The following is a 21867-nucleotide window of genomic DNA, read 5'->3' as shown; positions in this document are numbered from 1 at the left end:
TGTCCGCATCGGCGGCGTGCTCGTTACCCGATCGCATGGATGATCTCGCGGGCGCGATCGACGTAGCGATGCCCTCCGGCGACGATGCGGCGATACCCGGCCTCGGCGATCTTGGCCGCGGCGTCGGGGTCGCGGTCGCAGCGGTTGAGGATGTCGCGTAGCTCCGCGGTGGAGGAGAACAGCAGGCATTCGGTGCCCTCGTCCAGCAGGGCGGCGTGCTCGTCGGTGCGCTCACCGACGAAAAGGCCTCCGGCGGCGGGTATTTCGAAACTGCGGCAGGTGTGGGTGTCGCGGTTGGCGGAGTTGAGCAGCACCAGATTGGCGGTCACGGCGGCCACGGCGATGGAGAACTGTTGGCCGTAGACGGGTCCGCGCACGACGGCGCGCGAGCGCCGCAGCGCCGGAATCCGCCGCCAGCCGGGCCCGTATACCGCGAAGCGGCCACCGTATTCGCGGGACAGCTCGATCATGAGCGTGCGGCGGTCGGGTCGGCGCGCCCCGATGAATCCGACGAGGAACCGCTGGCCGCCGCGCCGGGCGGCGGGGTGATGCCAGGCCGGATCGTAGGCGCTGGCGACGAAGGTCACCGCGGCCGCGCCGCGTTGGCGCAGTTCGGCGACGTTGTGCCGCTTGGTGGTGACGATCAGATCCCACCGGGATTCGTGCGCGAGATAGTCGGCGCTGATGTTCTCCGGATTGGCCACATCGTCGGGGCTGTAGTGCACGCGCAGGGCGGCCGGGACCGACAGCAGCCGTTGCTGGTCCAGGTGCACGGCCTTGAAGGCGAACAGCAGGTCGGGGGCGAACTCGGCGGCCAGGGCATCGATGCGCTCGTGCACGGCCGCCACGCTCCAGGGGGCGCGGCGGCCGGATGCCTTGGCGTACAGCCACGGTGGCGAGAGCCGGGCGGGCAGCGTCACGGCCGTGGTATCGACGACCACCACCTCGTGCCCGGCCTGGCGGAACCCGTCGGCCAGCGACCGGGCATTGCTGCCGAGCCAGTCGTCGCCGACGAACAGAATCCTCACGACGCGTCCCCTTCCAGCACCGGCGCGATCGTCCGATGTCCCGCCCCGGCCCGGCTCGCGCGTTCGCGCAGGACCAGCCACCGCATCCGCGCCAGATACCACAGCGCGACCGCGACCTCGGCGCATACCGTGCCGTACACCAGCGTCCACACCGATTGGGTCTGTATCGCGACGATCAGCGCCCCGGCCGCGACCGCGGTGCCGAGCACGGCCCCGATCAGCACCCCCGCGGTGTCCTGACGCACCGGCAGCACCGCGGTGGTGACGAACGAGGTGATCGTGGTGGCGGGCAGGATCAGCACCTCCACCCGCAGCAGCGGCACCGCACCGGCGAAGGCGCTGCCGAACATGATGTGGATCAGCAGTGGGGCGGCCACCCACACGCCCAGCACCGCGATCAGCGCGGCCACCACACACCCGGCCAGCGAGCGCGACGAGCCGCGCCAGAACGAGTCGTCGGCCCGGCGCCGGGCCAGGCGCGGCAGCAGCGCGAACCCGATGGGGTCGAGCAGCGACTGGATGGCGCGAACCAAACGGTCTCCGGCGGAATACAATCCGAGCGAGGCCGCGTCGAGCACGGCGGAATACACCGCCGCCGAACCCTGTCCGTAGCTGGTGACCAGCGTGCGCGAGGCCACCACCGGCGCGCCGATCCGCAGCACCCGCCGCAGCTGCACCGGGCGGCCCGGAATTCCGAAGGTGCGCACCGCGTCCCACCAGGTGAGCGCCACGGTCAGCAGCGACGACAGCAGCAGGCACAGCATGGCGGTCGAGGCGCTGGGGAAGCGCGGCAGCAGGGCCACCAGCAGGATCAGATAACCGATCCGGCCCGCGCCCTGATAGAGGGTGGACGTGCCGAACCGGCCCTGCCCGATCAGCAGCCAGTCCTCCGAACTCGACCACACCCCACCGGCGAACAGGCCGAGCAGGATCATGTGCACCTGCGGCCGCACCTCCAGGGCCAGCCCCGCGAGCAGCGCCGCGCCGAGGACGGTGAGCGTGGTGACCCGGATGGCCAGGTAGGTCCCGCGCAATCGGCCCAGGTCGGCGTCGGTGTCGTCATCGTGCACCTTGGCCGCCAAGAACGAGGTGATACCCAGATCCACGGCCAGCGATCCGATGAAGTACGCCGACATGCCGATCGCCAGCAGGCCCACCCCGTGCGTGCCGAGCTGGCGGGCGATCAGCGGCAGCGTGACGAGGGTGATGACGTACTGCCCGTATTTGCCGAAGCTGACGTAACCGATATCGCGCAGCACCCCGAACCGGCCCGGTGACTCAGCCATGGCGGAATCGCTTTCGCCGCACCGAATCCAGCAGCTCCGCGACCGTGCGGGCCGTTTCGGTGATGTCGAAGTGGTGTGCGCGGAGCTGGGCGGCGTCGGCGAGTTCGGTACGCAGTTCCGGGCTCTGGATGAGGGTGTCCAGGGCGGCGGTGAGCGCGGCGCGATCCCCGGCGGGCACCAGCAGTCCGCTGTGGCCGGGCTCGACGATCTCGGCCGGACCGCCGGGGGCGGTGGCGACCACCGCGCAGCCCGCCCGCATACCCTCCACGACCACCTGGCCGAACGGTTCCGGCAGGACCGAGCAGTGCACCAGGATGTCGACCTCGCGCAGCCGATGCTCGGGATCGTCGACGTGGCCCGTGCAGGTGACCGGCAGGGCGAGTTCGGCGGCCAGGCGCTCGAGTTCGGCGCGATAGGGCTGTTCGTCGAAGAAGGTGCCGCCGATCAGAAGTATCTGCCGCGGAACGGTTTTCGTGGCGGCAACCGCCCGCAGGAACAGGTCCTGGCCCTTCCACGGCGCGAGGCGGCCGACCACGGCGACGACGGTGTCGGCGGGCGGGCGCTGCGCCGGGCGGGGTGGGAGTGCCGGGCGCGGCTCGAGGCCCGGATAGGCGACCGCGGCCGGGCGTCGCCAGGTGTGCAGGGTGGCGAGCGTGGTGTGGCTGTTGGCGAGATAGCCGTGTGCGAGCAGCCAGCCCAGGGTCCGGATGAGCGGGGCGAGGCGACGGCCGAAGTAGTCGGCGGCGATGCGGTCGTGCACCTGCCAGATCAGCGGGACGCGGGCGCGGCGGGCGGCGACCGCGCCCATCAGCAGCGCCTTCGTGCTCTGCGCGATCACCACCTCGCCCTTCAGTTCCCGGACCATCGCGCCGAGCGTCCACCCCACCCGCAGCAGTGCCAGCGCCCCGGTGAGCAGGCGGCGCGGATCGGCCTTCGCGATGGTCATCGCGCGGCTGTCGAAATCGTTGCGCAGCACCCGGGTCTCGATGCCGCGGGCCCGGGTGCGCGCGACCATCGGGCCGTCGGCGGTGTAAACGAGCACCGGGTCCAGCCGGGTGCGCAGCGCGGAAACCAGCCGCAGCGTGGCGAGTTCGGCGCCGGAGGGGGCCGCGGTGTGGGTGAGGAAGACCGCTTTCCTGGTCATGCCCGCAACTGCCGATAGAGGTCGAGGTGGCGGTGGGCGCACCGGGCCCAGGAGAACGATTCCGCATGGGCGCGGCATTGTTTCGGTGGGGGCGCCGCGCCGTCGAGCGCGGCGGCCAGGCGAGCGGCGAGGGCGTCGGGATCGCCGGGCGCGACGATGAGGGAGGGATCGAGGCCGCGCACCGAATCGCGCAGGCCGCCGCAGTCGGTGACGATCGGGGGCCGCCCCGCGGCCAGCGATTCCAGGGCGATCAGCCCGAAACCCTCCAGGGCGAGCGAGGGCACGACCGTGCAGGTGGCGTGCGCGTACCGGCGGATGAGCGCGTCGTCGTCGATGTGTCCGGTGAAGGTGATCGAGTCGTCGGCGCCGGCCAGCGCGCGCAACTGTGGTTCGGCCGTTCCGGTTCCGACGACGATCAGTCGGGCGTGCGGGTGCCGGTCGGTCACGGCGGGCCAGCAGCGCAGCAGGACATCGATGCCCATGCGGCGCTCGAGCCGACGCACGCACAGCACGGTCGGGGCGCGATCGGCGGGCGGCGGTTCGGGGGGCGGGAACCGGTCGATATCGACACCCGGCGGCAGCACCGCGATCCGGTCGGCGGCCACCCGGTAGTCCGCCACGAGCAGATCGCGAAAGTGCTCGGAGAGCACCACGAAACGGTCGGCGCGCGCATAGCGGAGTCGTTCCAGCAGGTATTTCGCGCGCACTGCCCGGTCGGTTTCTCCGGCGATCCGGCTTTCCCCCGCCCAGGGGCCGTGAAAATGCACCACGAGCGGCCCGCGCGCGGGCGGTCCGTACAGACTGAAATGCCGATCAAGGATGGTTTTTCGAGAAAACCCAGCGCGGTCGGCAAATGCGCGCTGGGCGCGCCGCAAAGTGGACCCACCGGTCGGTCCCCAGCTCCGCCCGCCCGGCGGTGGGTCTCCGAAAGCCGTTGCGGTGACCGCGATCTCGCCGGTGCCACACAGCGCCCGATACAGATCGGTGAAGTACCGGTTCAATCCACCGGGTGCGGCGGAAAACCATTCCGCCCCCGTCATATGCACCCGCAGCCCCAGCATGCGACCCCTGAGTCGATCGAATTGTCTCGGCCGCGATGCCGATCCGAACCCCTGTCGAGGCCCCAGTTTAAGCGAACCCCGCCACGAAGGACGGTCAACCGACAGCAATCATGGCGACACCCGCAACGTGTCGATATCGGTGAGAACCTTCTCATGCCAATCGATTTCGGCCTGAATACGCATCCGCGCACGTTCGACCACCAGATCGTCGGCCCCGATCGCCGTACGGCCCGCTGGATGATCGAGGCGCGCCGGGGCGTCAAAAGTTTTTTGACAGCCTGGGTAGGCTGGCGGGCGTGAGTGAGGCTGGGAAGTGGGATCTCGCGCTGGTGCGCGAGTGGCTGAACCGTCCGCCCGGAGCGGGGGAGCGGGTGCCGGAGGATCCGAAAGAGGCGGTGCGGGCGGTTGTTTCGCGGTTGGCCGCGGACGAGGGGGTGGTGCCGACGCCGGAGGTGTTGGGGGCGTGTGCGTTGATGTTGACGGCGGCGCGTGCCGAGCTGGATCGGCTCGAGCTTGCGCTGTTGCGTGCGGCGGGGGAGCGGGGTGTCGGGTGGGCGACCATTGCCGAGACCTTCGGGTATCGGTCGAAGCAGGCCGCGCACGCGCGGGCGAGTGCGTTGTATCACCGGCTCGAGTATGGAACGGGGCGGGCGGAATGAAGGTTCGGGTGGGGCGCGAGGCGCTGGTTCGGGCGATTTCGGTGGTCGCGCACAGCCTTCCGGGGCGGCCACCGGTTCCTATCCTCGCGGGGATGCTGGTGCGGGCGACGGGCGAATCGGTCACCGTGGCGACCTTCGACCACGAGGTCTCCTCGTGCGCGGTGCTGGCCGATGCGGTGGTCGGCGAGCCGGGTGCGGCGCTGGTCTCGGGGCGGCTGGTGATGGAGATCGCGAAGGCGTTGCCGCCGCGGCCGATCGAGCTCGCCGCGGACGGGGCGTATCTGCGGGTGGTGTGCGGGACCGCGCGATTCGCGTTGCCGCTCATGGCCGTCGAGGACTACCCCGCGTTACCGGCCGCGCCGCCGATCCTGGGCACCGTCGACGGCGCGGAATTCGCCGAGGCCGTGGCGCGGGCGACGGTGGCCGCCGGTCGCGACGACACCCTGCCGCTGCTGACGGGTGTGAACCTCGAGTTCCACGGATCGTGGCTGCGGCTGGTGTGCACCGACCGATTCCGGATCGCCGTGCACGAATTGGGCTGGACTCCAGTCGATTCCGGGAAACCGGAGCCGCTGCTGATTCCGGCCCGCACCCTCGCCGCCGCCGCCAAGACCTGCACCGGCGATCGCGTGGAGTTGGGCGTGGATGCCAGCGGATCGGTCTTCGCCCTCGGCGCGCGCAACGCTCGGCACACCATGCGGCTGCTGGATCTGCCCTACGCTCCCTATCAGCGCTACCTCGCCGCCGAGCACACCACCCTCGCGCGCGTCGACACGGCCGCGCTCATCGAATCCGTTCGGCGCGTCGCCCTGCTCGCCACCCGCGGCAGCCGAATCCAACTCACCTTCGCCGAATCCGCGGTCCGGCTGACCGCGGGCGACGACAGCGCCGGACATGCCGAGGAGATGCTGCCCGCCCAGCTGACCGGCCCGCCCCTGACCACCGCGTTCAACCCCCGCTACCTGCTCGACGGCCTGCAGGCCGTACACCTGCCGCGCCTCGAGATCGTCATGTCCGGCCCGACCCGGGCGGTGACCTTCCGACCGATCGGCGACCCCGCCGACGGCCAGCGGCGGCTCCACGTGCTGATGCCGATCCGGCCCCCGGGCTGATCGCGCCCGCGCGAGGTAAGCAAACCAACCGGAACCCTGTTGGTGCCGAGCGTATTTCGCAATATTGCGTAACGGGGCTGTGGCATGCTGCGATGAAAGCTCAGGCGTGGCAGTGCTGCTTCTCCGAACCGATGAGCCGGTGGGGACCGGACGTGCGGAAGGACGACAGAGTGGGGAAGTTCGGCGCGAGCTCGAATGCCGACGACATCCGGGTGCTGATCGAGAACGGGGAATACTGGCTGCGCAATCGTGGTGACATCGCGATGATGGCGGTCACCGTGGCGCGGCTGCGCGAACGCTGGCCCGGCGCGCGGATCGGCATGCTCACCGATCAGCCGCGCATTCTGCGGGCGCTGCTGCCGCAGGCGGAGCCGATCTGCCTCGGCGACGGCGGGGACTGGCCCACCGCGCGGCCGTGGGACCGGCCACTGGACCTGGCCGCGCTGCGGTGGCGGGCCCGCACCGACGGGCCGAAGTCGCGGTTACGGGCGCTGCGCGGCGGCGCGGCCCGGGCCGACGTCCCGTCCACCCCGCCGCTGCCCGCCGCGGTCGCGAGCTCCGCGCTGGTGCTGGCCCAGGGCGGCGGCTATTTCACCGATGTGGACCGATACCAGGCCCACCGCACCCTGAATCTGCTCGAATACGCGCAGGCGCAGGGCATTCCGACGGCCATGGTCGGCCAGGGCATCGGACCGATCGACGATCGTGAACTGCTCGCCCGCGCGGCCAAGGTGCTGCCCGAGGTCGGCCTCATCGCCGTGCGCGAGGGCCGCCGCGGCCCGGCGCTGCTGGCCGAACTGGGCGTACCGGCCGACCGCATCGCGGTCACCGGAGACGATGCGGTGGAACTGGCCCACGGGTTGCGACCCACCATTCCCGGCGCGGATCTCGGAATCTGTTTGCGTGTAGCGGAGTACGCGCGGGTCGACGCGCGGGCGCGGTCCGTGCTCGGCGCGGTGGTGCGCGGGTTGGCCGACGAGTTCGACACCGCGCTCGCGCCGCTGATCATCTCCGAATACGACTCCGAGGACCGTCGCTGCACGCTGCCGCTGCTCGCGGGTGCGGGGCGCACCCGTCGCCCGATCGGCCGCGCGGGCACCGCGGCCGAGGTGGCCCGGCAGGTGTCGCGCTGCCGGGTCGTGGTCACCAGCGCCTACCATCTGGCGGTCTTCGCGCTGTCGCAGGGTATTCCGGCGATCGGCATCACCGTCTCGCGCTACTACGACGACAAGTTCCACGGGCTGGCCGAGATGTTCGGGACCGGCCTGCACGTGATCGATCTGCGGGACCCGGATCTCGAGCATATGCTCACCGCCGCGATCCGGCGGCAGTGGGACAACGCGCCCACGCTGCGGGAACCCCTGCGGCACCGGGCCGTCGAGCAGATCAGCGCCGCCCGTGCCGCGCTGGACCGGATCTTCCGGCTCGTGGAGGGCGAACCGACCGCGGTACCGGCCCAGGGGGACAGATGACGACGCTTTCGGTATGCGTTCCGGCCTACAATGCCGCCCGCACCCTCGAGGCGACGCTGCGCTCGATCCTCGACCAGGACGTCGACCTCGAGCTGACCGTGCTCGACAATGCCAGCACCGACGACACCGGTGCGATCGCGCGATCCTTCGACGACCGCCGGGTGCGCCCGCATCGCAACGACCGGGTGCTCGACATCGGCGAGAACTGGAACAAGGCCGTCGCACTCTCCTCCGGCGAGCTGGTGAAGGTGGTGTGCGCCGACGACATCCTGCTGCCGGGCGCGCTGTGGGCACAGCTCGAGCTCATGGACGATCGCGACATCGCCTGCGGTTCGGCCAAATTCGAGGTGATCGACGAGTCGGGTGCGGTCGAGGCGACCGATCTGGGCCTGCCCGGGTTGCTGGGCCCGCATCCGGCTCGCACGCTCATGCGCACCATCGTGCGCCGCGGCCCCGCCGACTTCGGGCCGACCGCCGCGGCGATATTCCGCCGCGCCGATTTCGAACGCGTCGGTGGCTTTCGGGGCGATCTGGTCTTTCCGATGGACGTGGACCTGTTCGCCCGGGTCTGCGAGTTCGGCCTGTTCTACGGGATGCCGAATATCCTTGCCGCCTGGCGCAATTCCTCGTTCAACCTGTGCAGCAGCACCTCCACGGTGTCCAAGCTGACCGAGATGGCGCGCTTCCACCACCGGCTCGGCCGCGAATATCCGGACCTGCTCACGACCCCCGACGTGCTGACCGGGGATCTACGGCTGGTGCGGCAGGCGGCCGAGCGGTTGCGGGCGCGGACGATCGAGCCGATCAGATCGTCGAGAGCGGGCCGTAGGTGACCACCATGTCACCGTCGGCGCTGGTGAGTTTCACGTAGGGGCGGATGGTGGTCGGTCCGAGCACACCGGTGACCGTGCCGTGGAAGCCCGACATTCGGATGAAGCCCTCGGGCCCGGCGATGTCGCCGCCGGTGCAGTCGATGGTCTTGATGCCCGGCCCGAATCCGACCTCCAGTTCGACCCCCGCCCGCGGAATCAGATCGAAGAAGTTGAGTTTGGGCTCACTGCCGAGCTCGAGGCTCAATCCCGGGGTCTGGTATTGGAATTTGATCTTTCCGTTGAGGGTGGCCGGGAATCCGACCATGTAGCCGATGGTGATATGCCCGCGCCATTCGTCGGCGTCCGGCCCGGTGATCCGGAATCCGGCCCGCCCGTGGTGGAACCATTCGCGGGTGAGCGGGTTGCCGTCCAGCGGCGGAACGAATTCGATGCGGGTGTCCTCGGCGATCGCCGCCACGGTCCGGTCGCCGTCGTCGACGATGCTGTTGCTGCTGTCCACCCCGGCGGTGGCGGTGCCGACGCCGGTGAACAGGCCGACCGCGGCGGCCGCGGCGACGATGGTGCGCGCGAGAGTCGTGTGCTTCATATCCCGTTCCTCATCTACCGGCGCACCGTGCCGAGCGCGCCGTCCCTGGTGTCGGCCCCGGCCGACGATCATCTCCGCTACCGGTCCCCGGCGCGGTTCACGGCGGCCGCGGTATGTCGACCACCCACCGGCCGCGCAGACTCGGTAGTTGCGCGGCCACCTCGTGGACCAGATCGGGCAGGGTGAGCAGCACCCGATCCGGTTGCGCCGCAACGAGGGCGGCCGGGCAGACGATCGGAATGTCGGTGCCCGGCATCCGGCGACCCTGTTTGGCGAGGGAGGCGTCGGCGACCCCGGCGAGCCGATCGCGGCGCAGCCCCGCGCGGGCGAACAGCGCGACCGCGCGGGAGGCGGCGCCGTAGGCGTAGACGCGACGGTGGTGCGCCGCCTCCTCGTCGAGCCAGCGGCGCAGCGCCTCGGCCTGCTCGTCGGCGGCGGTCTGCAGGGTGGCCAGCAGCGCCGGGTCGTCGAGGCCGGTTTCGGCGTCGAGGATGGCTCGCACCCGCCGGTCCGGGGCGACCGGCCGGTGGACGAAGGCGACCAGGACCGTGCCGCCGTAGAGATCGAACTCCCAGGCCGTGGCGGGACGCATGCCGACACCCGCGAACAGCGCGCACAGCGTGGTGAGGGTGTAGTACGCGAAATGCCCGTGCCGCAGGGCGTTCCACTGCCCCTGGGCGAGAATGGCACGCAGCGAATGGAATTGCAGCAGCAGCACCCCGTCCGCGCGAACCGCTCCCGCCCGTTCGAGCGCCGCGGCGCGCTGGTCGGGGCAGTGCATAAGCCCGAAGCTGTCCACGACGACATCCGCCGGAGCGCCCGGTGTCTCCAGACAGCCGTGCGCGGCGAGCAGCGGCAGCCAGGTGCCGCCGTGCGGGCTGCCGAATTCCCGCACCGTGCGCCCCCGCAGCAGGCCGGTGGCGGCGATTCGGGCCACCGCGTCGGCGGCCTGCTCGCGCAGCGCGCGCGGTTCCACCCCGCGCGGCTCATCGGTGACGGTGTCGTCCTCGGCCAGCTGCGCCAGGCCGCAGGAGTGGCACACGACCATCGCCAGCGCGTGCAGGGGATCGGTCTCGAAGGGTTCGTCGCGCTCGGGAAAGTGGTCGGCCGCAGGCATTTTCCCGAGGTCGAGCACCTCGCTCAGGGCGTTCGAACCGCAGGCCCGGCACCCGCCGCGGCCGAGGACGACGGCACGGGAACCGCTCATGCCGCCGCCTCGCCGTGCCGGGGCCGCGATACGGGTAGCGGCGGGACCGGGTCGATTGCCCGCTCACCGCGCCCGCCGCATGTCACGATGTCTGGGTGCGTATCGAACCGGCCGAACTGGCCGATGTGCTCGTGTTGACCCCCCAGCCGCATCGTGACGAACGAGGCCTGTTCACCCGCACCTTCGACGCCGCGGAGTTCGACGCGTATCTGGGCGTGACCGGCGCGGCCGCCGCCTTCGTGCAGGATTCGCAGTCGCGCTCGGTGCGCGGGGTCGTGCGCGGTATGCACGGCCGGTCCGGACGCGGCGAGGCGAAGCTGGTGCGCTGCGCCCACGGCGCGATCCACGACGTCCTGATCGATATCCGTCCGGAGTCGCCGACCTTCGGCCGCACGCAGGCATTCCTGTTGGACGACAACGATTTCCGGCATCTGTATGTGCCACCGGGATTCCTGCACGGCTTCCAGGCGCTGACCGATGTCGCCGATGTGTGCTACCGCATCGACCGTCCGCACGATCCGGCCGAGGATCTCGCGGTCGCCCACGACGATCCGGAACTGGGCATCGTCTGGCCGCAGCCGGTCACCGTCGTCTCGGGCCGCGACCGCGCCGCGGGCAGCTGGGCCGAGCTGGCCGCCGCACTGCATCTCACGCCCCGATCGTGATCCGGCGCAGCGTGTCGTCCACTGCTCCGGTGTCCTTCAGCTCGCGCAGCTGGGCCAGCCGGGTGAAGCGCCCGGTGAAGTCCGCGGCGGTCAGTCCCCGCGCGCGGTATTCCCGCGCCAACTCCACCGCGCCGTCGGCGACGCTCCAGCTCGCCTCGAAGCCGAGTTCGGCTCGCGCCCGGGAGAAGTCGACCCGGTAGGAGCGCGGGTCGGATCCGGTCTCGCCGGTGATGACCAGCCGCGAACCCGGTACCGCCGCGACCACCGCCTCGGCGATCTGCGCCACGGTCAGATTGTTGGACTCGTCGCCGATGTTGTAGGCGCGCGCGGAGACTCGCGCGGCGGGCGCGGTGAGGCAGGCCGTGAACGCGCGCGCGATATCGGCGGCGTGCACCAGCGGCCGCCACGGCGTCCCGTCCGAGAGCACCCGCACCTCGCCGGTGAGCACCGCGTAGCCGACCAGATTGTTGAGCACGATATCGGCGCGCAGCCGCGGCGAGAAGCCGAATGCGGTGGCATTGCGTAGGAATACCGGGCAGAACTCGGCATCGGCCAGGGCCGCCACCTCGTCCTCCACCCGCACCTTGCTCTCGGCGTAGGGTGTCAGCGGCCGCAGCGGGGCTTCCTCGCCGACCAGTCCGTCCCCGGCCGCCCCGTACACCGAACATGTCGAGGCGTACAGGAATCGGCGTACCCCGGCCCGTTTGGCCAGCCGGGCCAGCCGCACCGAGGCGTGGTAATTGATGTCGTAGGTGATCCGCGGCGCGAGCGCGCCGAGCGGATCGTTGGACAGCGCCGCCAGATGCACGACCGCGTCGAATCCGGCGAGCTGTTCCTCACTCACCTCGCGCAGGTCCACGGTGCGCCCGGGCGGGTCGGCGGGGGCGTCGCCGAGCACGCAGTCGGCGAAGTATCCGATGTCCAGGCCGGTCACCTCGTGTCCGGCGGCGGTCAGCACGGGGGCCATGACCGTGCCGAGGTATCCCTGATGTCCGGTGAGCAGTACCCGCACGGTCACATACCTCCGAAGACGACGGCGGCCTTATCGATCACGAACGCCTCGGCGTAGCGGGCGCGGCACTGTACGCCGCGCACCCGGGCCAGCCCGAGGAAGGACTGTTCATCGAACCAGTCCCGATCCCGTTGCGAGGGATAGTGTTTCAGCAGGAGCTCGGCCTTGCGCAGCGCGATCGCCTCGGGCAGCGGATGGAACAGCGTGGGGCGCGGGGTGTCGGTCTCCCACTTGAGGATCTCGTAGCCGAGCACCAGATGATCGCGGAACTCGGTGGGCACCAGCTCCGCGAGCAGCCGGTGGTCCTGATGGGCGTCGCCGGGCTGCGGGGCGAACACCACGTCGGGGGAGCAGCCCCGGCGCAGCTCGTGCACCGCGGATTTGACCAGCGCCCAGTACGCGGGTGTGCGGCCGTCCGGCATCGTCAGCACGGTCAGCTCGAGATCGGCTCCGGGACAGAACGATTGCAGCGCCGCGCGCTCCTCGAGGCCACGCTCCGAGTCGCCGCCGCACAGCACCAGCGCCCGCACCCGCAGGCCCGGGGCCGCCTCGGCCAGGGTGAGCAGTGTGCCGCCCGCGCCGATCGCCAGATCGTCGCAGTGCGCGCCCACCAGGGCGACCTCGCGCACCTCGCCGCGCAGGTTCAGCATGCGGCCTGCCCGTGCTCCCACACCATCCACGGCCGCTGCCCGGAGTGGTAGGCGGCGTCGAGTTCGGCGCGTTCCTTGAAGGTGTCGGCCGGTTTCCAGAAGCCGAGGTGCTGATAGCCGATGAGCCGTTTTTGGGCGGCGAGGGCGCCGCAGGCGTCCTCGACCAGATCCCCGCCGGGCGGCAGCAGATCGAAAACCTCCTGGGTGAGCACGAAATAGCCGCCGTTCTCCCAGATCGGCAGCCGGGAGACCGGGGTGATGTGCTCGACGCTGCCCGTCGCGTCGACGTCCACGCAGTGGAACGACGACTGCGGCGGCACGATCATCATCGAGGCGGCCGCACCCGTGGCCACGCATTTGTCGATCATCTCGTCGAGCGGGGCGTCGGTGAGCACGTCGGCGTAGTTGGCCAGGAAGTACCGCTCCCCGGCCAGATGGCCGCGCACCCGGCGCAGCCGTTCGCCGATGGCCGATTCCAGTCCGGTGTCGACGAAGGTGATCGTCCAATCGCTGATATCGGAGGCCAGTAGCTCCACCCGCCCGCCGCGGATGACGAAATCGTTGGACACCGACTCCTGATAGGTCAGGAAGAAGCTCTTGATGTGGGCCGCCCCGTAGCCCAGGCACAGGATGAAGTCCTTGTGTCCGTAGTGCGCGTAGTAGCGCATGACATGCCAGATCAGCGGCCGCGGGCCGACCAGCTGCATGGGCTTGGGCACCGGATCGTCGGTGCCGCCGCGCATGCGCATACCGTAGCCACCGCAGAACAGAACGACTTTCACGACAGACTCCCAGCGGGTAAAGCGCGATGCAGAGTGGGCAGCGGGTACACCAGTTCCGCCCCCCACGAGCCGATGTGCCGCAGTTGCGCGGTGATCTCGGCCTCGAGATTCCAGGGCAGCGCCACCACCACATCCGGCCGATCGAGCTCGAGCCGCTCGGGCGGATGGATCGGGATGCGCGTGCCGGGGGTGTAGCGGCCGTGCTTGTACGGATTGCGATCCACGGTGTAGGACAGCAGATCCGGCCGGATGCCGCAGTAGTTCAGCAGGGTGTTGCCCTTGCCGGGTGCGCCGTAGCCGACCGCCTTGCGGCCCTCGGCGTGACAGTCGAGCAGGAAGCGCAGCAGCTGCTGGCGCACCCGCTCGGCGCGCGGGCGCAGCCCGCGATAGCCCGCGACCTCGTGCAGTCCGGCCGCGGCCTCGGTGCGCAGCAGCTCGCTCACCCGGGCGTGGGGCTGCGCGACCGCGTCCGGGCGCGCCCACAGCCGCAGCGAGCCGCCGTGGGTGGGCAGCGTCTCGACGTCGACCACGGTCAGGCCCGCGCTCGCCAGGGCGCGCTGGGCCGAGAGCACCGTGTAGTACTGGAAATGCTCGTGGTAGATCGTGTCGAACTGGCCCAGCCGCACCAGATTCAGCGCGTGGTGCACCTCGATCGACAGCCACCCGTCGTCGGCGAGCAACTCGCGCAGCGCGCGGGTGAAGCCGAGCAGATCCGGTATATGGGCGTAGACGTTGTTGGCCACCACCAAATCCGCGGGGCCGTATTCGGTGCGGACGGTGTGCGCCAGTTCCTCGGTGAGAAAGGCGGTGAGCGTGGGCACGCCCCGCTCCCGCGCCGCCGCGCCGACATTGACCGACGGTTCGATGCCGAGGCATTCGAGTCCGGCGCTCACCACGTGCTGCAGCAGATAACCGTCGTTGCTGGCCACCTCGACGACGAAGTGCTGCGGACCCAGCTCGAGACGTGTGATCGCTTGGTCGACAAAGGTTTTCGCATGCCGGACCCAGCTCTCGGAGTAGGAGGAGAAGTAGGCGTACTCGGTGAAGGTCTCCTCCGGGGTGATCAGCGGCGGCAATTGCAGCAGCAGGCAGTCCGCGCACACCCGCAGATGCAGCGGATAGGTCGGCTCCGGAAGGTCGAGTTCGGCCGCGGTGAGGAACTTCTCGCACGGCGGGGTGGCGCCCAGATCGAGCACACTGACCATTCGATCGGAGTCACACAGACGGCAACGCACGGAAGAATTCCCCCCACCTTTCGTCGGGCCGGGATCGGTGGCGGAATCCGCCACGAACTGCACGTCGACGTCGACCGGGCTTACGTTACAACATCTTTCGCCGCAGCCACGCCGAGAACGCGCGGATGTGCCCGCGAATTCCGGTCGGTATGTATACATGCCGACCCTGAGTATTCGCGAAGCTATCCTGCAAATCTTGCGAAATGCAAGGCTCATTTACGCATCCCGACCCCGCGACCCATTCGGACCAGCCGGTTCGCAGGTTTCGGCAGGATAGGGGATATCACAGGGGACCGGTTGTCATTTTTCGAGCTAACCGCGAGATACGTTGGCGCAGAGCGTATTCGGGGCACGCGCTCGTACCTCCCCCAGTAACATTCGGCTTCTGGTCGACGAAACCATCGTCGAACCCGTCGGGTGTCATGGTCGTAAATCCCGTGGGGGACCGGTCAGTGGGGATCGGAACGAACCGAGTTCTCCCATGGGGGAGGTGCGTTCTTTCATGAGTTTCGAGCTCCGTGCGGGTACTCCCGCGCGCGCTGCGGCGCGGCCGCGATCCGAGCGCGAGCGGTGGCAGGTCGAATATGCCCGGCGATTATGGATCGGTGATCTGGTCGTCGTGGGATTCGCCGTCGCCGCCGCGCAGGTGATCCGGTTCGGCGGTCCCGCCGACCCGCCGCTTGCCATGCGATTACCCGGGGAGGTGCGCTACACGGTGGTCTCGGTGTCGCTGGGACTGGTGTGGGCTGCCTTCCTGGCCGGGTCCGGAACCCGCTCCCCGCGGGTGATCGGTTGTGGCACAGAGGAATACCGTCGCCTGGTGGCCGCGACGCTGAAGCTGTTCGGGGCGATCGCCATCGGCTCACTGATCTTCGGCTTCGACATCGCCCGCGGTTATCTGGCGATCGCGCTGCCGCTGGGGCTGGCCGGGCTGATGGTGCAGCGGCGGCTCTGGCGCGGCTGGGTCGCCCGGCGGCGGGTGACGGGCGGATATTCGACCCGGGTGCTGGTGGTCGGCAGCCGCGGGTCGGCGGCGGCCATGGTCGCCGCCTTCTCGCGCGATCTCACCTCCGGATATCAGGTCGTCGGGGTCTGCACCCCCGACGGCGAGCCGCCCGGCCTGACCGTGAACCAGCGCACCGTTCCCGTTGTGGGAGACGATCGTTCGGTGCTCGAGGCGGTGCGGGTGACGGGCGCGGACACCGTGGCCGTGACCGCCACCGACAATCTGGGCCCGGCCGACTTCCGGCACATGGCTTGGGAACTGGATCCGCTGGGCGTGGAGCTCATCGTCGCGCCGGGCCTGGTCGACATCGCGGGCACCCGGCTCACGCATCGGCTGGTCGCCGATATGCCGATGCTGCACGTCGGCCGCCCGCAGTACGGCCGCGCGAGTTCGATCGGCAAGGCGGTGTTCGACTTCTGCTTCGCCGCGGCGGCGCTGCTGGCGATCCTGCCGGTGCTGATCGCCATCGCGGCCGCGATCAAGCTCACGAGCCCGGGGCCGGTGTTCTATCGGTCCGAGCGAATCGGTCGGGACGGCAAGCCGTTTCGCATGATCAAGTTCCGCAGCATGTACGTCGACGCCGAGCGGCACATCGGTGCGCTGATCGAGGCCAACGGCGGTAATCCGCTGTTCTTCAAGATGCGTGCGGATCCCCGGGTCACGCCGGTGGGCCGGGTGATCCGCAAGTTCTCCCTCGACGAGCTGCCGCAGTTTCTCAATGTGCTGCGCGGGGATATGAGCGTGGTCGGCCCGCGCCCGCAGGTGCGTCGCGAGGTGGACACCTACGACGGCATGATGCGACGGCGGCTGCTGGTCAAGCCCGGTGTCACCGGGCTGTGGCAGGTCTCCGGGCGCTCGGATCTGTCGCTCGAGGATGCGGTGCGGCTGGACATCTCCTATGTGGAGAACTGGTCGATGGTGCTGGACCTGCTGCTCATCGCCAAGACGATCGGCGCGGTGACGCGGGGAGACGGTGCCTACTGAGCCCATGTCAACCGTGCTCGCAACCTCGGTGAACGATATTTACTAATACCTGTTCACAAAAGTGTTGTGATGTGGTTCACTCCTCTGGAACGTGTTCCAAAGGAGGTACCCGTGTCCGCTCCGTCCGTCCCCTCCATTCCCGCCGGGTTCGACTTCACCGATCCGGACCTGTGGGCGAGCCGGTTGCCGATCGAGGAGTTCGCCGAGCTGCGCCGCACCGCGCCGGTGTGGTGGAATCCGCAGCCGCCCGGGGTCAGCGGCTTCGACGACGGCGGCTACTGGGTCGTCACCAAGCTCGACCACATCAAGGAGATCTCCAAACATCCCGAGATCTTCTCCTCCACCGCGAATTCGGCGATCATCCGGTTCAATTCAGACATCACCCGCGCGGAGATCGATATCCAGCAGGGACTGCTGATCAACATGGATCCGCCCGTGCACACAAAGAGCAGGCGCATCATCTCCAAGGGCTTCACCCCGCGCGCGGTGGAGAGCCTGCGCGCCGCGCTCACCGAGCGTGCCGAGCGCATCGTGCACGAGGCCCGCAGGGCCGGCGGCGGCGACTTCGTCCAGCAGGTCGCCTGCGAGCTGCCCCTGCAGACCATCGCCGAGCTGGTCGGCATTCCGCAGGAGGATCGGCGCAAGATCTTCGAGTGGACCAATCACATGATCTCCTACGACGATCCTGACTTCGACGGCGATTTCCGGATGGCCAATGCCCAGATCATGGGCTACGCCTACAATCTGGCCGAGGAGAAGCAGCGCTGTCCGATGGACGATATCGCCACCACGCTGCTGCGGGCCGACCGCGACGGTGAGGCGCTGAGCGCCGAGGAATTCGCCTGGTTCGTCATCCTGCTGTCCACCGCGGGCAACGAGACCACCCGCAATGCCACCACGCACGGCATGAAGGCGTTCGTGGATCACCCCGAACAGTGGGAGCTCTACAAGGCCGAGCGCCCGCGCACCGCACCCGACGAGATCGTCCGCTGGGCCACCCCGGTCACCGCCTTCCAGCGCACCACCACCTGCGACACCGAGATCGGCGGCACCCCGATCCGGCAGGGCCAGCGGGTCGGGTTGTTCTATGCCTCGGCCAATTTCGACGAGGAGCATTTCGACAAGCCCTTCGATTTCGACGTCACGCGCAACCCCAACCCGCACGTCGGCTTCGGCGGCACCGGCACGCACTACTGCCTCGGCGCGAATCTGGCTCGGCTGCAACTGGATCTGATCTTCAACGCGATCGCCGACGTGATGCCGAACTTGCGCCAGATCTCCGAGCCGAAGCGGCTACGCTCGGGGTGGTTGAACGGCATCAAGAGCTGGCAGGTCGCATACGAATGACATCCCCCGCGCGCAGGGGCCGGATGCCCGCGGTCACCGACGCGGACATCCGGCGGGTGGCGAGATCGCTTCTGGTCCAGCAGGGTCCGGAGGCGGTGACCCTGCGCGCGATCGCGCGCGAGCTCGGTATCACCGCGCCCGCGCTCTACCGCTACTACGCCTCGCGCGACGATCTGCTGGCCACCCTGCGCGCGGACGTTCGCGCGGATCTCGCGGTCGAGCTGACCGCCGCCCACGAGTCCGCCCCCGACGACGCCGCGGCCCGCTTCTTCGCCATCTGCCGCGGCTTCCGGCACTGGGCGCTGACCCACTCCCGCGAATTCACCCTGGTCTTCGCCTCCCCGGCCGGTCCCGGCGGCCCCAGTGCCATGCGCCAGTTCGGCGAGCCGGTGGGCCGGTTGTTCCTCACCGCCGCCGGGCGCCTGCTGCTCGAATACGAGATCATCACCCCGCCAACGGAATTCATCCCCGAGGGGCTGCGCGCGGATCTGACCACCTTCCAGCGCGAATTGCTGCGGGTACTGGCGGAGTCGGGGGTGAAGTTCCCGGCCGAGAAGCTGAACCTGGGGGTGAGTTACGCGATGATCCAGTCCTGGGCGCGACTGTACGGGCATGTGACGCTCGAGGCGTTCGGGAACTATCCGCTGACGGTGACCGATGCCGATGCGCTGTTCGACGCGACGCTGGCCGATATCGGGTTGTCGATCGGTCTGGGGGACAGCGGATCACGCTGATCGCTGCGCCGGGTAGGCATGCTGGAAGCGATGCATGATCTCGCGGTAGGGGTTGTTGCTCTCGCGGTCCAGTCGACCGGCTCGGACCTCGGCCGCGATCCCCATCGCGGTCGGGAGCGCGAGCCCGAGAATCGTCGCGGGCCAGCCGAACCAGTCGGCGAGGGTCGCCGTCGCCGCGGGCGCGACCGCGACCATCGCCGCGAACAACCCCACGCCGGAGAACACCAGCGCGTCGTCGAAGTCGGTCCGGGTGACGACGATTTCCTCGAGGACGTAGGACACGATCCAGCCCGCCAGGGACAGCGGGCCGACGATGAGGATCGCCCATGCCAGCCATGTCGGTCCCCACTGCCACGAATGCCGAACGGTCGACACGACTCGGTAGCCGCCCACCCCGGCGATGACGAGCGCCACGAAACCCACGGCCGTCTGCGCGGCCAGGTGCAGATGGCGGGTGTGGTGCTCGGCGTCGCGCGCCGCTCGCGACCACAGCGCGGCGGCCTCCGCCTCGTCCTCCGGATAGCTGAGGATGAGGTCGGTGAGACCCTTGAGCAGCGCGTGCTGGACAGCGTTCGGGAACGACCGCAGCAGTCGTATCCGTGATTCCGGAATGCCGTGCTCGCGCAGGTGGTCGAATACCGCCTGCGGGACCTCGCCGTTGGCGCGGCGTGCTCGGATCATGGCCTGTTCCGCGGACATGAGGTACTCGGTGCGCTCCGGCGTCATGCGGCCGAGCTCGTCGGGGGAATCCAGGTACGGGACCTGCAGGAAGGTTCGAGCGGCCAGGAAAATCCCGATCCGGGGGTCGATCCGCTCGATCGCGATCCCCGGCGGTGGTTCGGAGAACTCGATCGCGTAGCCGACGCGCCCCGCGATCCGGGCGAGCCGCCCGTGCGGGTCATGGGTGAAGGGGACCCACACCTGCTCGTAGATCTCGAGTGCGCGATCGACGTGCCCGCGCTCCTGAAGCACCGTCTCGATTCCGGCTTCGCGCAACAGCACCGCGATCCACCAGGCCGCGCGCGTGGCAACGCCCTCGCCGCGGCCGGTGACCGGCGGCACGAGCGGGCCACCGGCCCACAGGAACCGCGACAGCTCCAATGCCGCGCTGGGCGTGGCGATCTCGCCGAGAATGTCCAGCGGCCAGATCCGGTCGTCGGTGACCGCGGCCGCCAGTGCGGGTACCGCGACATCGCCCATCGCCCGGATGAACCGCGCATGTTCCGGGGTCGGCGACGATCCGGCCAGCGACACCAGATAGCGCGCGGCGTCGGGCCGCCCGGTCCGGGCCAGGCAGTCCACGGCCGCCGCGACGCCCCTGCTCGCCGCGAGTTCGAGCCGCTCGCGGACCCGGCGACCACGATCGGTGTCGCGGGCGGCGACGGTTCCCAGTGCCCTGCCGACGCCGTCGGCATCGGAATCATGGTGCAGCACCGGCAGTTCGGCCAAGAAGTGGGTGACGATGCGGTCGGCGAGGGACTGATCGATCGCGCTCGCCTCCGCCAGACATTCCAGCGCGAGCACCCGATCCCGGGCATCCTCGGCGTCGAACAGCTCCCGCACCACCTCGGAGCACTCGTTGCCGTCGAGGCCGCACCAGAAGCGCACGGTGTCGCGCCAGAAGGCGGGATCGCAGCGGTATCCGGCGAGTAGGCGCGCGACTCCGGTCGGGCCCGCCAGGGCACGGGCGGTGAAGTACTCCTGAAAACTGCGGTGCGGGAACCAGTACCGCTCACCGGTATCGGAGCCGACCAGCGTCTGACTGCGGTCCAGCAGGTCTCGCACCAGCTCCCGGTCGTACTCGGCGCGCAGATCGAGCGCGCCCAGCGCCTCCGAGACGACCGCGCGCAGGCGCTGGCGATCGATGACGAGCCGATCGCCCTCGGCCGCGGGGGTTTCGGTCATGGTCAGCGCGATGCGCCGCAGCACCGTCAGTTTGTCGCCGGGCTCGTAGGGGGACGCCCGTTCGCCACGATCCAGCAGCAGGTCCCGGGTGATCATGTGATCGGTGACCCGGGAGTAGAAGGCCGCTCGCGAACCGGGCAGGGTGCGGCCGCGGCGGAGCAGGCTGCCGGTGTAGAGGTCGGCGAGCAGACTCAGTAGCAGCGGCGTGCGGGCCAGTTGGTGTAGTTGCGGGTGCTGGCGAATCTGGTGGAAAAGGCTTTCGGCCGTGCCCAATTCGGCGGCCTCGGCCTCGGTCAGTCCGCCGGTGGGGGAGCGCTCGACCGCCAGCCACCGCTCCAGGAAGCGCAGGATCGACGAATCGTCGAAATCGGCGATGGTGATCGGCTCGAACGCGCTCAGGCTGCCGGTGTAGGCCGAACCGCGGCAGGTCACCATCACGGAATTGGCCTGCTCGCCGACGGTATAGCTCTGCCGGAACGTCTCGAGCGCGCTCACGACGGCGGCCTGATGGTCGGCGGCGACCTCGTCGAGGCCGTCGAATATCAGGCGCATCCGGCCCTGATCGAGCCGGCGCAGCACGAATTCCCGGGCCCGCGCCTCGTCGGCGTCCCGGGGCAGGCGAAATCGCGTCGCGATCAGCCCGACCAGGTCCACCTCGCCGGTGCACCGATGCAGCTCCACCAGCACCGGAATCGGTTGCGCCGCACGCACCTTGCGCGGCTGCTCGGCCCACCGCAGCAGCAGATACTTCGACAGCAGCGATTTCCCCGCGCCCGCCTCCCCGAGCAGCAGCACGGCCTTCTCCGCGAGCACCTTGCCGCGCAGATCGTGACGCTGCCCGCCCTGTTCGTACTGCAGATGCACGTAGACCGACTCGACATCGATCTGCCGCTGCCGGGTGAGCACATGTCGTCCGTACCGATCGGGAATCCCGGTGCGATACCGAGTGATTCGGGTGTCCTCGCTGAGCAACAGCGCGATCCGCTCGAACCCCCGCCGCGGCAGCGTGGTGACCAACCCGTACATTCCCTCGCCGAGCTTGTCCGCGAACGTCTTCAACGCGAGGGCCAGCAGCCCGGCGAGCACCAGCCCTCCGGTGAGGCCGCCGAGCAGTTGGGCGAGCCCGCCGGAGATGGGGTCCTCCGCCGCCACGTCCAAA

Annotated in this window: 20 protein-coding genes; 9 read left to right on the top strand and 11 right to left on the bottom strand. The window is 69.6% G+C overall.

What is annotated here, in order from left to right:
- Nucleotides 1-23: 23 nt before the first annotated feature.
- From NDR87_RS02225 to NDR87_RS02210, 4 genes are read right to left on the bottom strand one after another with little or no spacing between them, the layout of a single operon-like run.
- Nucleotides 24-1028: a glycosyltransferase gene (locus tag NDR87_RS02225; protein ID WP_251909040.1), complete on the bottom strand. Its 1005-nt coding sequence runs from the start codon at nt 1026-1028 to the stop codon at nt 24-26.
- Nucleotides 1025-2314 carry a lipopolysaccharide biosynthesis protein gene (locus NDR87_RS02220; protein WP_251909041.1) on the bottom strand — a complete coding sequence of 430 codons (1290 nt, stop codon included), beginning with the start codon at nt 2312-2314 and terminating at the stop codon, nt 1025-1027. Before NDR87_RS02220 ends, NDR87_RS02225 begins: the two co-directional genes overlap by 4 nt.
- On the bottom strand, nt 2307-3458 hold the full coding sequence (locus NDR87_RS02215) for a glycosyltransferase (protein ID WP_251909042.1): 1152 nt from the start codon (nt 3456-3458) through the stop codon (nt 2307-2309). Before NDR87_RS02215 ends, NDR87_RS02220 begins: the two co-directional genes overlap by 8 nt.
- Complete coding sequence (locus tag NDR87_RS02210) at nt 3455-4498, bottom strand: glycosyltransferase family 4 protein (protein WP_251909477.1); 1044 nt, start codon at nt 4496-4498, stop codon at nt 3455-3457. Before NDR87_RS02210 ends, NDR87_RS02215 begins: the two co-directional genes overlap by 4 nt.
- 174 nt (nt 4499-4672) lie before the next feature.
- Here NDR87_RS02210 and NDR87_RS02205 point away from each other — a divergent pair, with 174 nt between their 5' ends.
- The 5 genes from NDR87_RS02205 (at nt 4673) to NDR87_RS02185 (ending at nt 8595) form a co-directional block, all read left to right on the top strand.
- A complete protein-coding gene (locus NDR87_RS02205; RefSeq protein ID WP_251909043.1) occupies nt 4673-4819 on the top strand; it encodes a hypothetical protein in 147 nt (48 codons plus the stop codon).
- The gene (locus tag NDR87_RS02200; RefSeq protein WP_251909044.1) at nt 4816-5178 is read left to right on the top strand and encodes a hypothetical protein; all 363 of its coding nucleotides are present in this window, start codon (nt 4816-4818) and stop codon (nt 5176-5178) included. The genes NDR87_RS02205 and NDR87_RS02200 overlap by 4 nt, the downstream gene beginning before the upstream one ends.
- A complete protein-coding gene (gene dnaN / locus NDR87_RS02195; RefSeq protein WP_251909045.1) occupies nt 5175-6290 on the top strand; it encodes a DNA polymerase III subunit beta in 1116 nt (371 codons plus the stop codon). Before NDR87_RS02200 ends, dnaN begins: the two co-directional genes overlap by 4 nt.
- Before the next feature lie 131 nt (nt 6291-6421).
- Nucleotides 6422-7762, top strand: coding sequence for a polysaccharide pyruvyl transferase family protein (locus tag NDR87_RS02190; protein WP_372494070.1), 1341 nt, complete (start codon nt 6422-6424; stop codon nt 7760-7762).
- Complete coding sequence (locus NDR87_RS02185; protein ID WP_251909047.1) at nt 7759-8595, top strand: glycosyltransferase; 837 nt, start codon at nt 7759-7761, stop codon at nt 8593-8595. The genes NDR87_RS02190 and NDR87_RS02185 overlap by 4 nt, the downstream gene beginning before the upstream one ends.
- On the opposite strand, the gene NDR87_RS02180 is transcribed toward NDR87_RS02185, so the two are convergent.
- Both NDR87_RS02180 and NDR87_RS02175 read right to left on the bottom strand, forming a co-directional pair.
- Nucleotides 8567-9181: an MspA family porin gene (locus NDR87_RS02180; protein WP_251909048.1), complete on the bottom strand. Its 615-nt coding sequence runs from the start codon at nt 9179-9181 to the stop codon at nt 8567-8569. The genes NDR87_RS02185 and NDR87_RS02180 overlap by 29 nt on opposite strands.
- A 97-nt stretch (nt 9182-9278) precedes the next feature.
- Nucleotides 9279-10388 (bottom strand): class I SAM-dependent methyltransferase, encoded by a 1110-nt coding sequence (locus NDR87_RS02175; RefSeq protein WP_251909049.1) that lies wholly within the window; start codon nt 10386-10388, stop codon nt 9279-9281.
- 95 nt (nt 10389-10483) lie between these two features.
- Here NDR87_RS02175 and rfbC point away from each other — a divergent pair, with 95 nt between their 5' ends.
- The gene (rfbC, locus tag NDR87_RS02170; protein ID WP_251909050.1) at nt 10484-11053 is read left to right on the top strand and encodes a dTDP-4-dehydrorhamnose 3,5-epimerase; all 570 of its coding nucleotides are present in this window, start codon (nt 10484-10486) and stop codon (nt 11051-11053) included.
- On the opposite strand, the gene NDR87_RS02165 is transcribed toward rfbC, so the two are convergent.
- Genes NDR87_RS02165 through NDR87_RS02150 form a run of 4 tightly spaced genes read right to left on the bottom strand, consistent with a single transcriptional unit; the run spans nt 11037 to nt 14732 of the window.
- Nucleotides 11037-12065, bottom strand: a complete 1029-nt coding sequence (locus NDR87_RS02165; protein WP_251909479.1) for an SDR family oxidoreductase — start codon at nt 12063-12065, stop codon at nt 11037-11039. The genes rfbC and NDR87_RS02165 overlap by 17 nt on opposite strands.
- A 2-nt stretch (nt 12066-12067) precedes the next feature.
- The gene (locus NDR87_RS02160) at nt 12068-12715 is read right to left on the bottom strand and encodes a PIG-L deacetylase family protein (RefSeq protein WP_251909051.1); all 648 of its coding nucleotides are present in this window, start codon (nt 12713-12715) and stop codon (nt 12068-12070) included.
- Complete coding sequence (locus NDR87_RS02155; protein ID WP_251909052.1) at nt 12709-13497, bottom strand: glucose-1-phosphate cytidylyltransferase; 789 nt, start codon at nt 13495-13497, stop codon at nt 12709-12711. The genes NDR87_RS02160 and NDR87_RS02155 overlap by 7 nt, the downstream gene beginning before the upstream one ends.
- A complete protein-coding gene (locus NDR87_RS02150; protein WP_251909053.1) occupies nt 13494-14732 on the bottom strand; it encodes a class I SAM-dependent methyltransferase in 1239 nt (412 codons plus the stop codon). Before NDR87_RS02150 ends, NDR87_RS02155 begins: the two co-directional genes overlap by 4 nt.
- A gap of 502 nt (nt 14733-15234) precedes the next feature.
- On the opposite strand from NDR87_RS02150, the gene NDR87_RS02145 reads away from it, so the two are divergent.
- The 3 genes from NDR87_RS02145 to NDR87_RS02135 all read left to right on the top strand — a co-directional run bounded on the left by NDR87_RS02145 (nt 15235) and on the right by NDR87_RS02135 (nt 18803).
- Nucleotides 15235-16722, top strand: a complete 1488-nt coding sequence (locus NDR87_RS02145; RefSeq protein WP_251909055.1) for a sugar transferase — start codon at nt 15235-15237, stop codon at nt 16720-16722.
- Between the two features lie 111 nt (nt 16723-16833).
- Entirely contained in the window at nt 16834-18069 is a 1236-nt protein-coding gene (locus NDR87_RS02140) for a cytochrome P450 (RefSeq protein WP_251909057.1), read from the top strand.
- Entirely contained in the window at nt 18066-18803 is a 738-nt protein-coding gene (locus NDR87_RS02135) for a TetR/AcrR family transcriptional regulator (RefSeq protein ID WP_251909058.1), read from the top strand. The genes NDR87_RS02140 and NDR87_RS02135 overlap by 4 nt, the downstream gene beginning before the upstream one ends.
- Here the strand turns inward: NDR87_RS02135 and NDR87_RS02130 are convergent.
- The gene (locus NDR87_RS02130; protein WP_251909059.1) at nt 18795-21860 is read right to left on the bottom strand and encodes an NACHT domain-containing NTPase; all 3066 of its coding nucleotides are present in this window, start codon (nt 21858-21860) and stop codon (nt 18795-18797) included. The two genes, NDR87_RS02135 and NDR87_RS02130, sit on opposite strands and share 9 nt — an antisense overlap.
- Between the last annotated feature and the right edge of the window lie 7 nt (nt 21861-21867).

The sequence above is a fragment of the Nocardia sp. CDC159 genome (assembly GCF_023740735.1).
GTDB lineage: Bacteria > Actinomycetota > Actinomycetes > Mycobacteriales > Mycobacteriaceae > Nocardia > Nocardia pulmonis.
The sequence above is the reverse complement of the archived record's forward strand: the minus strand, read 5'-3'. Positions and strand labels throughout refer to the sequence as shown.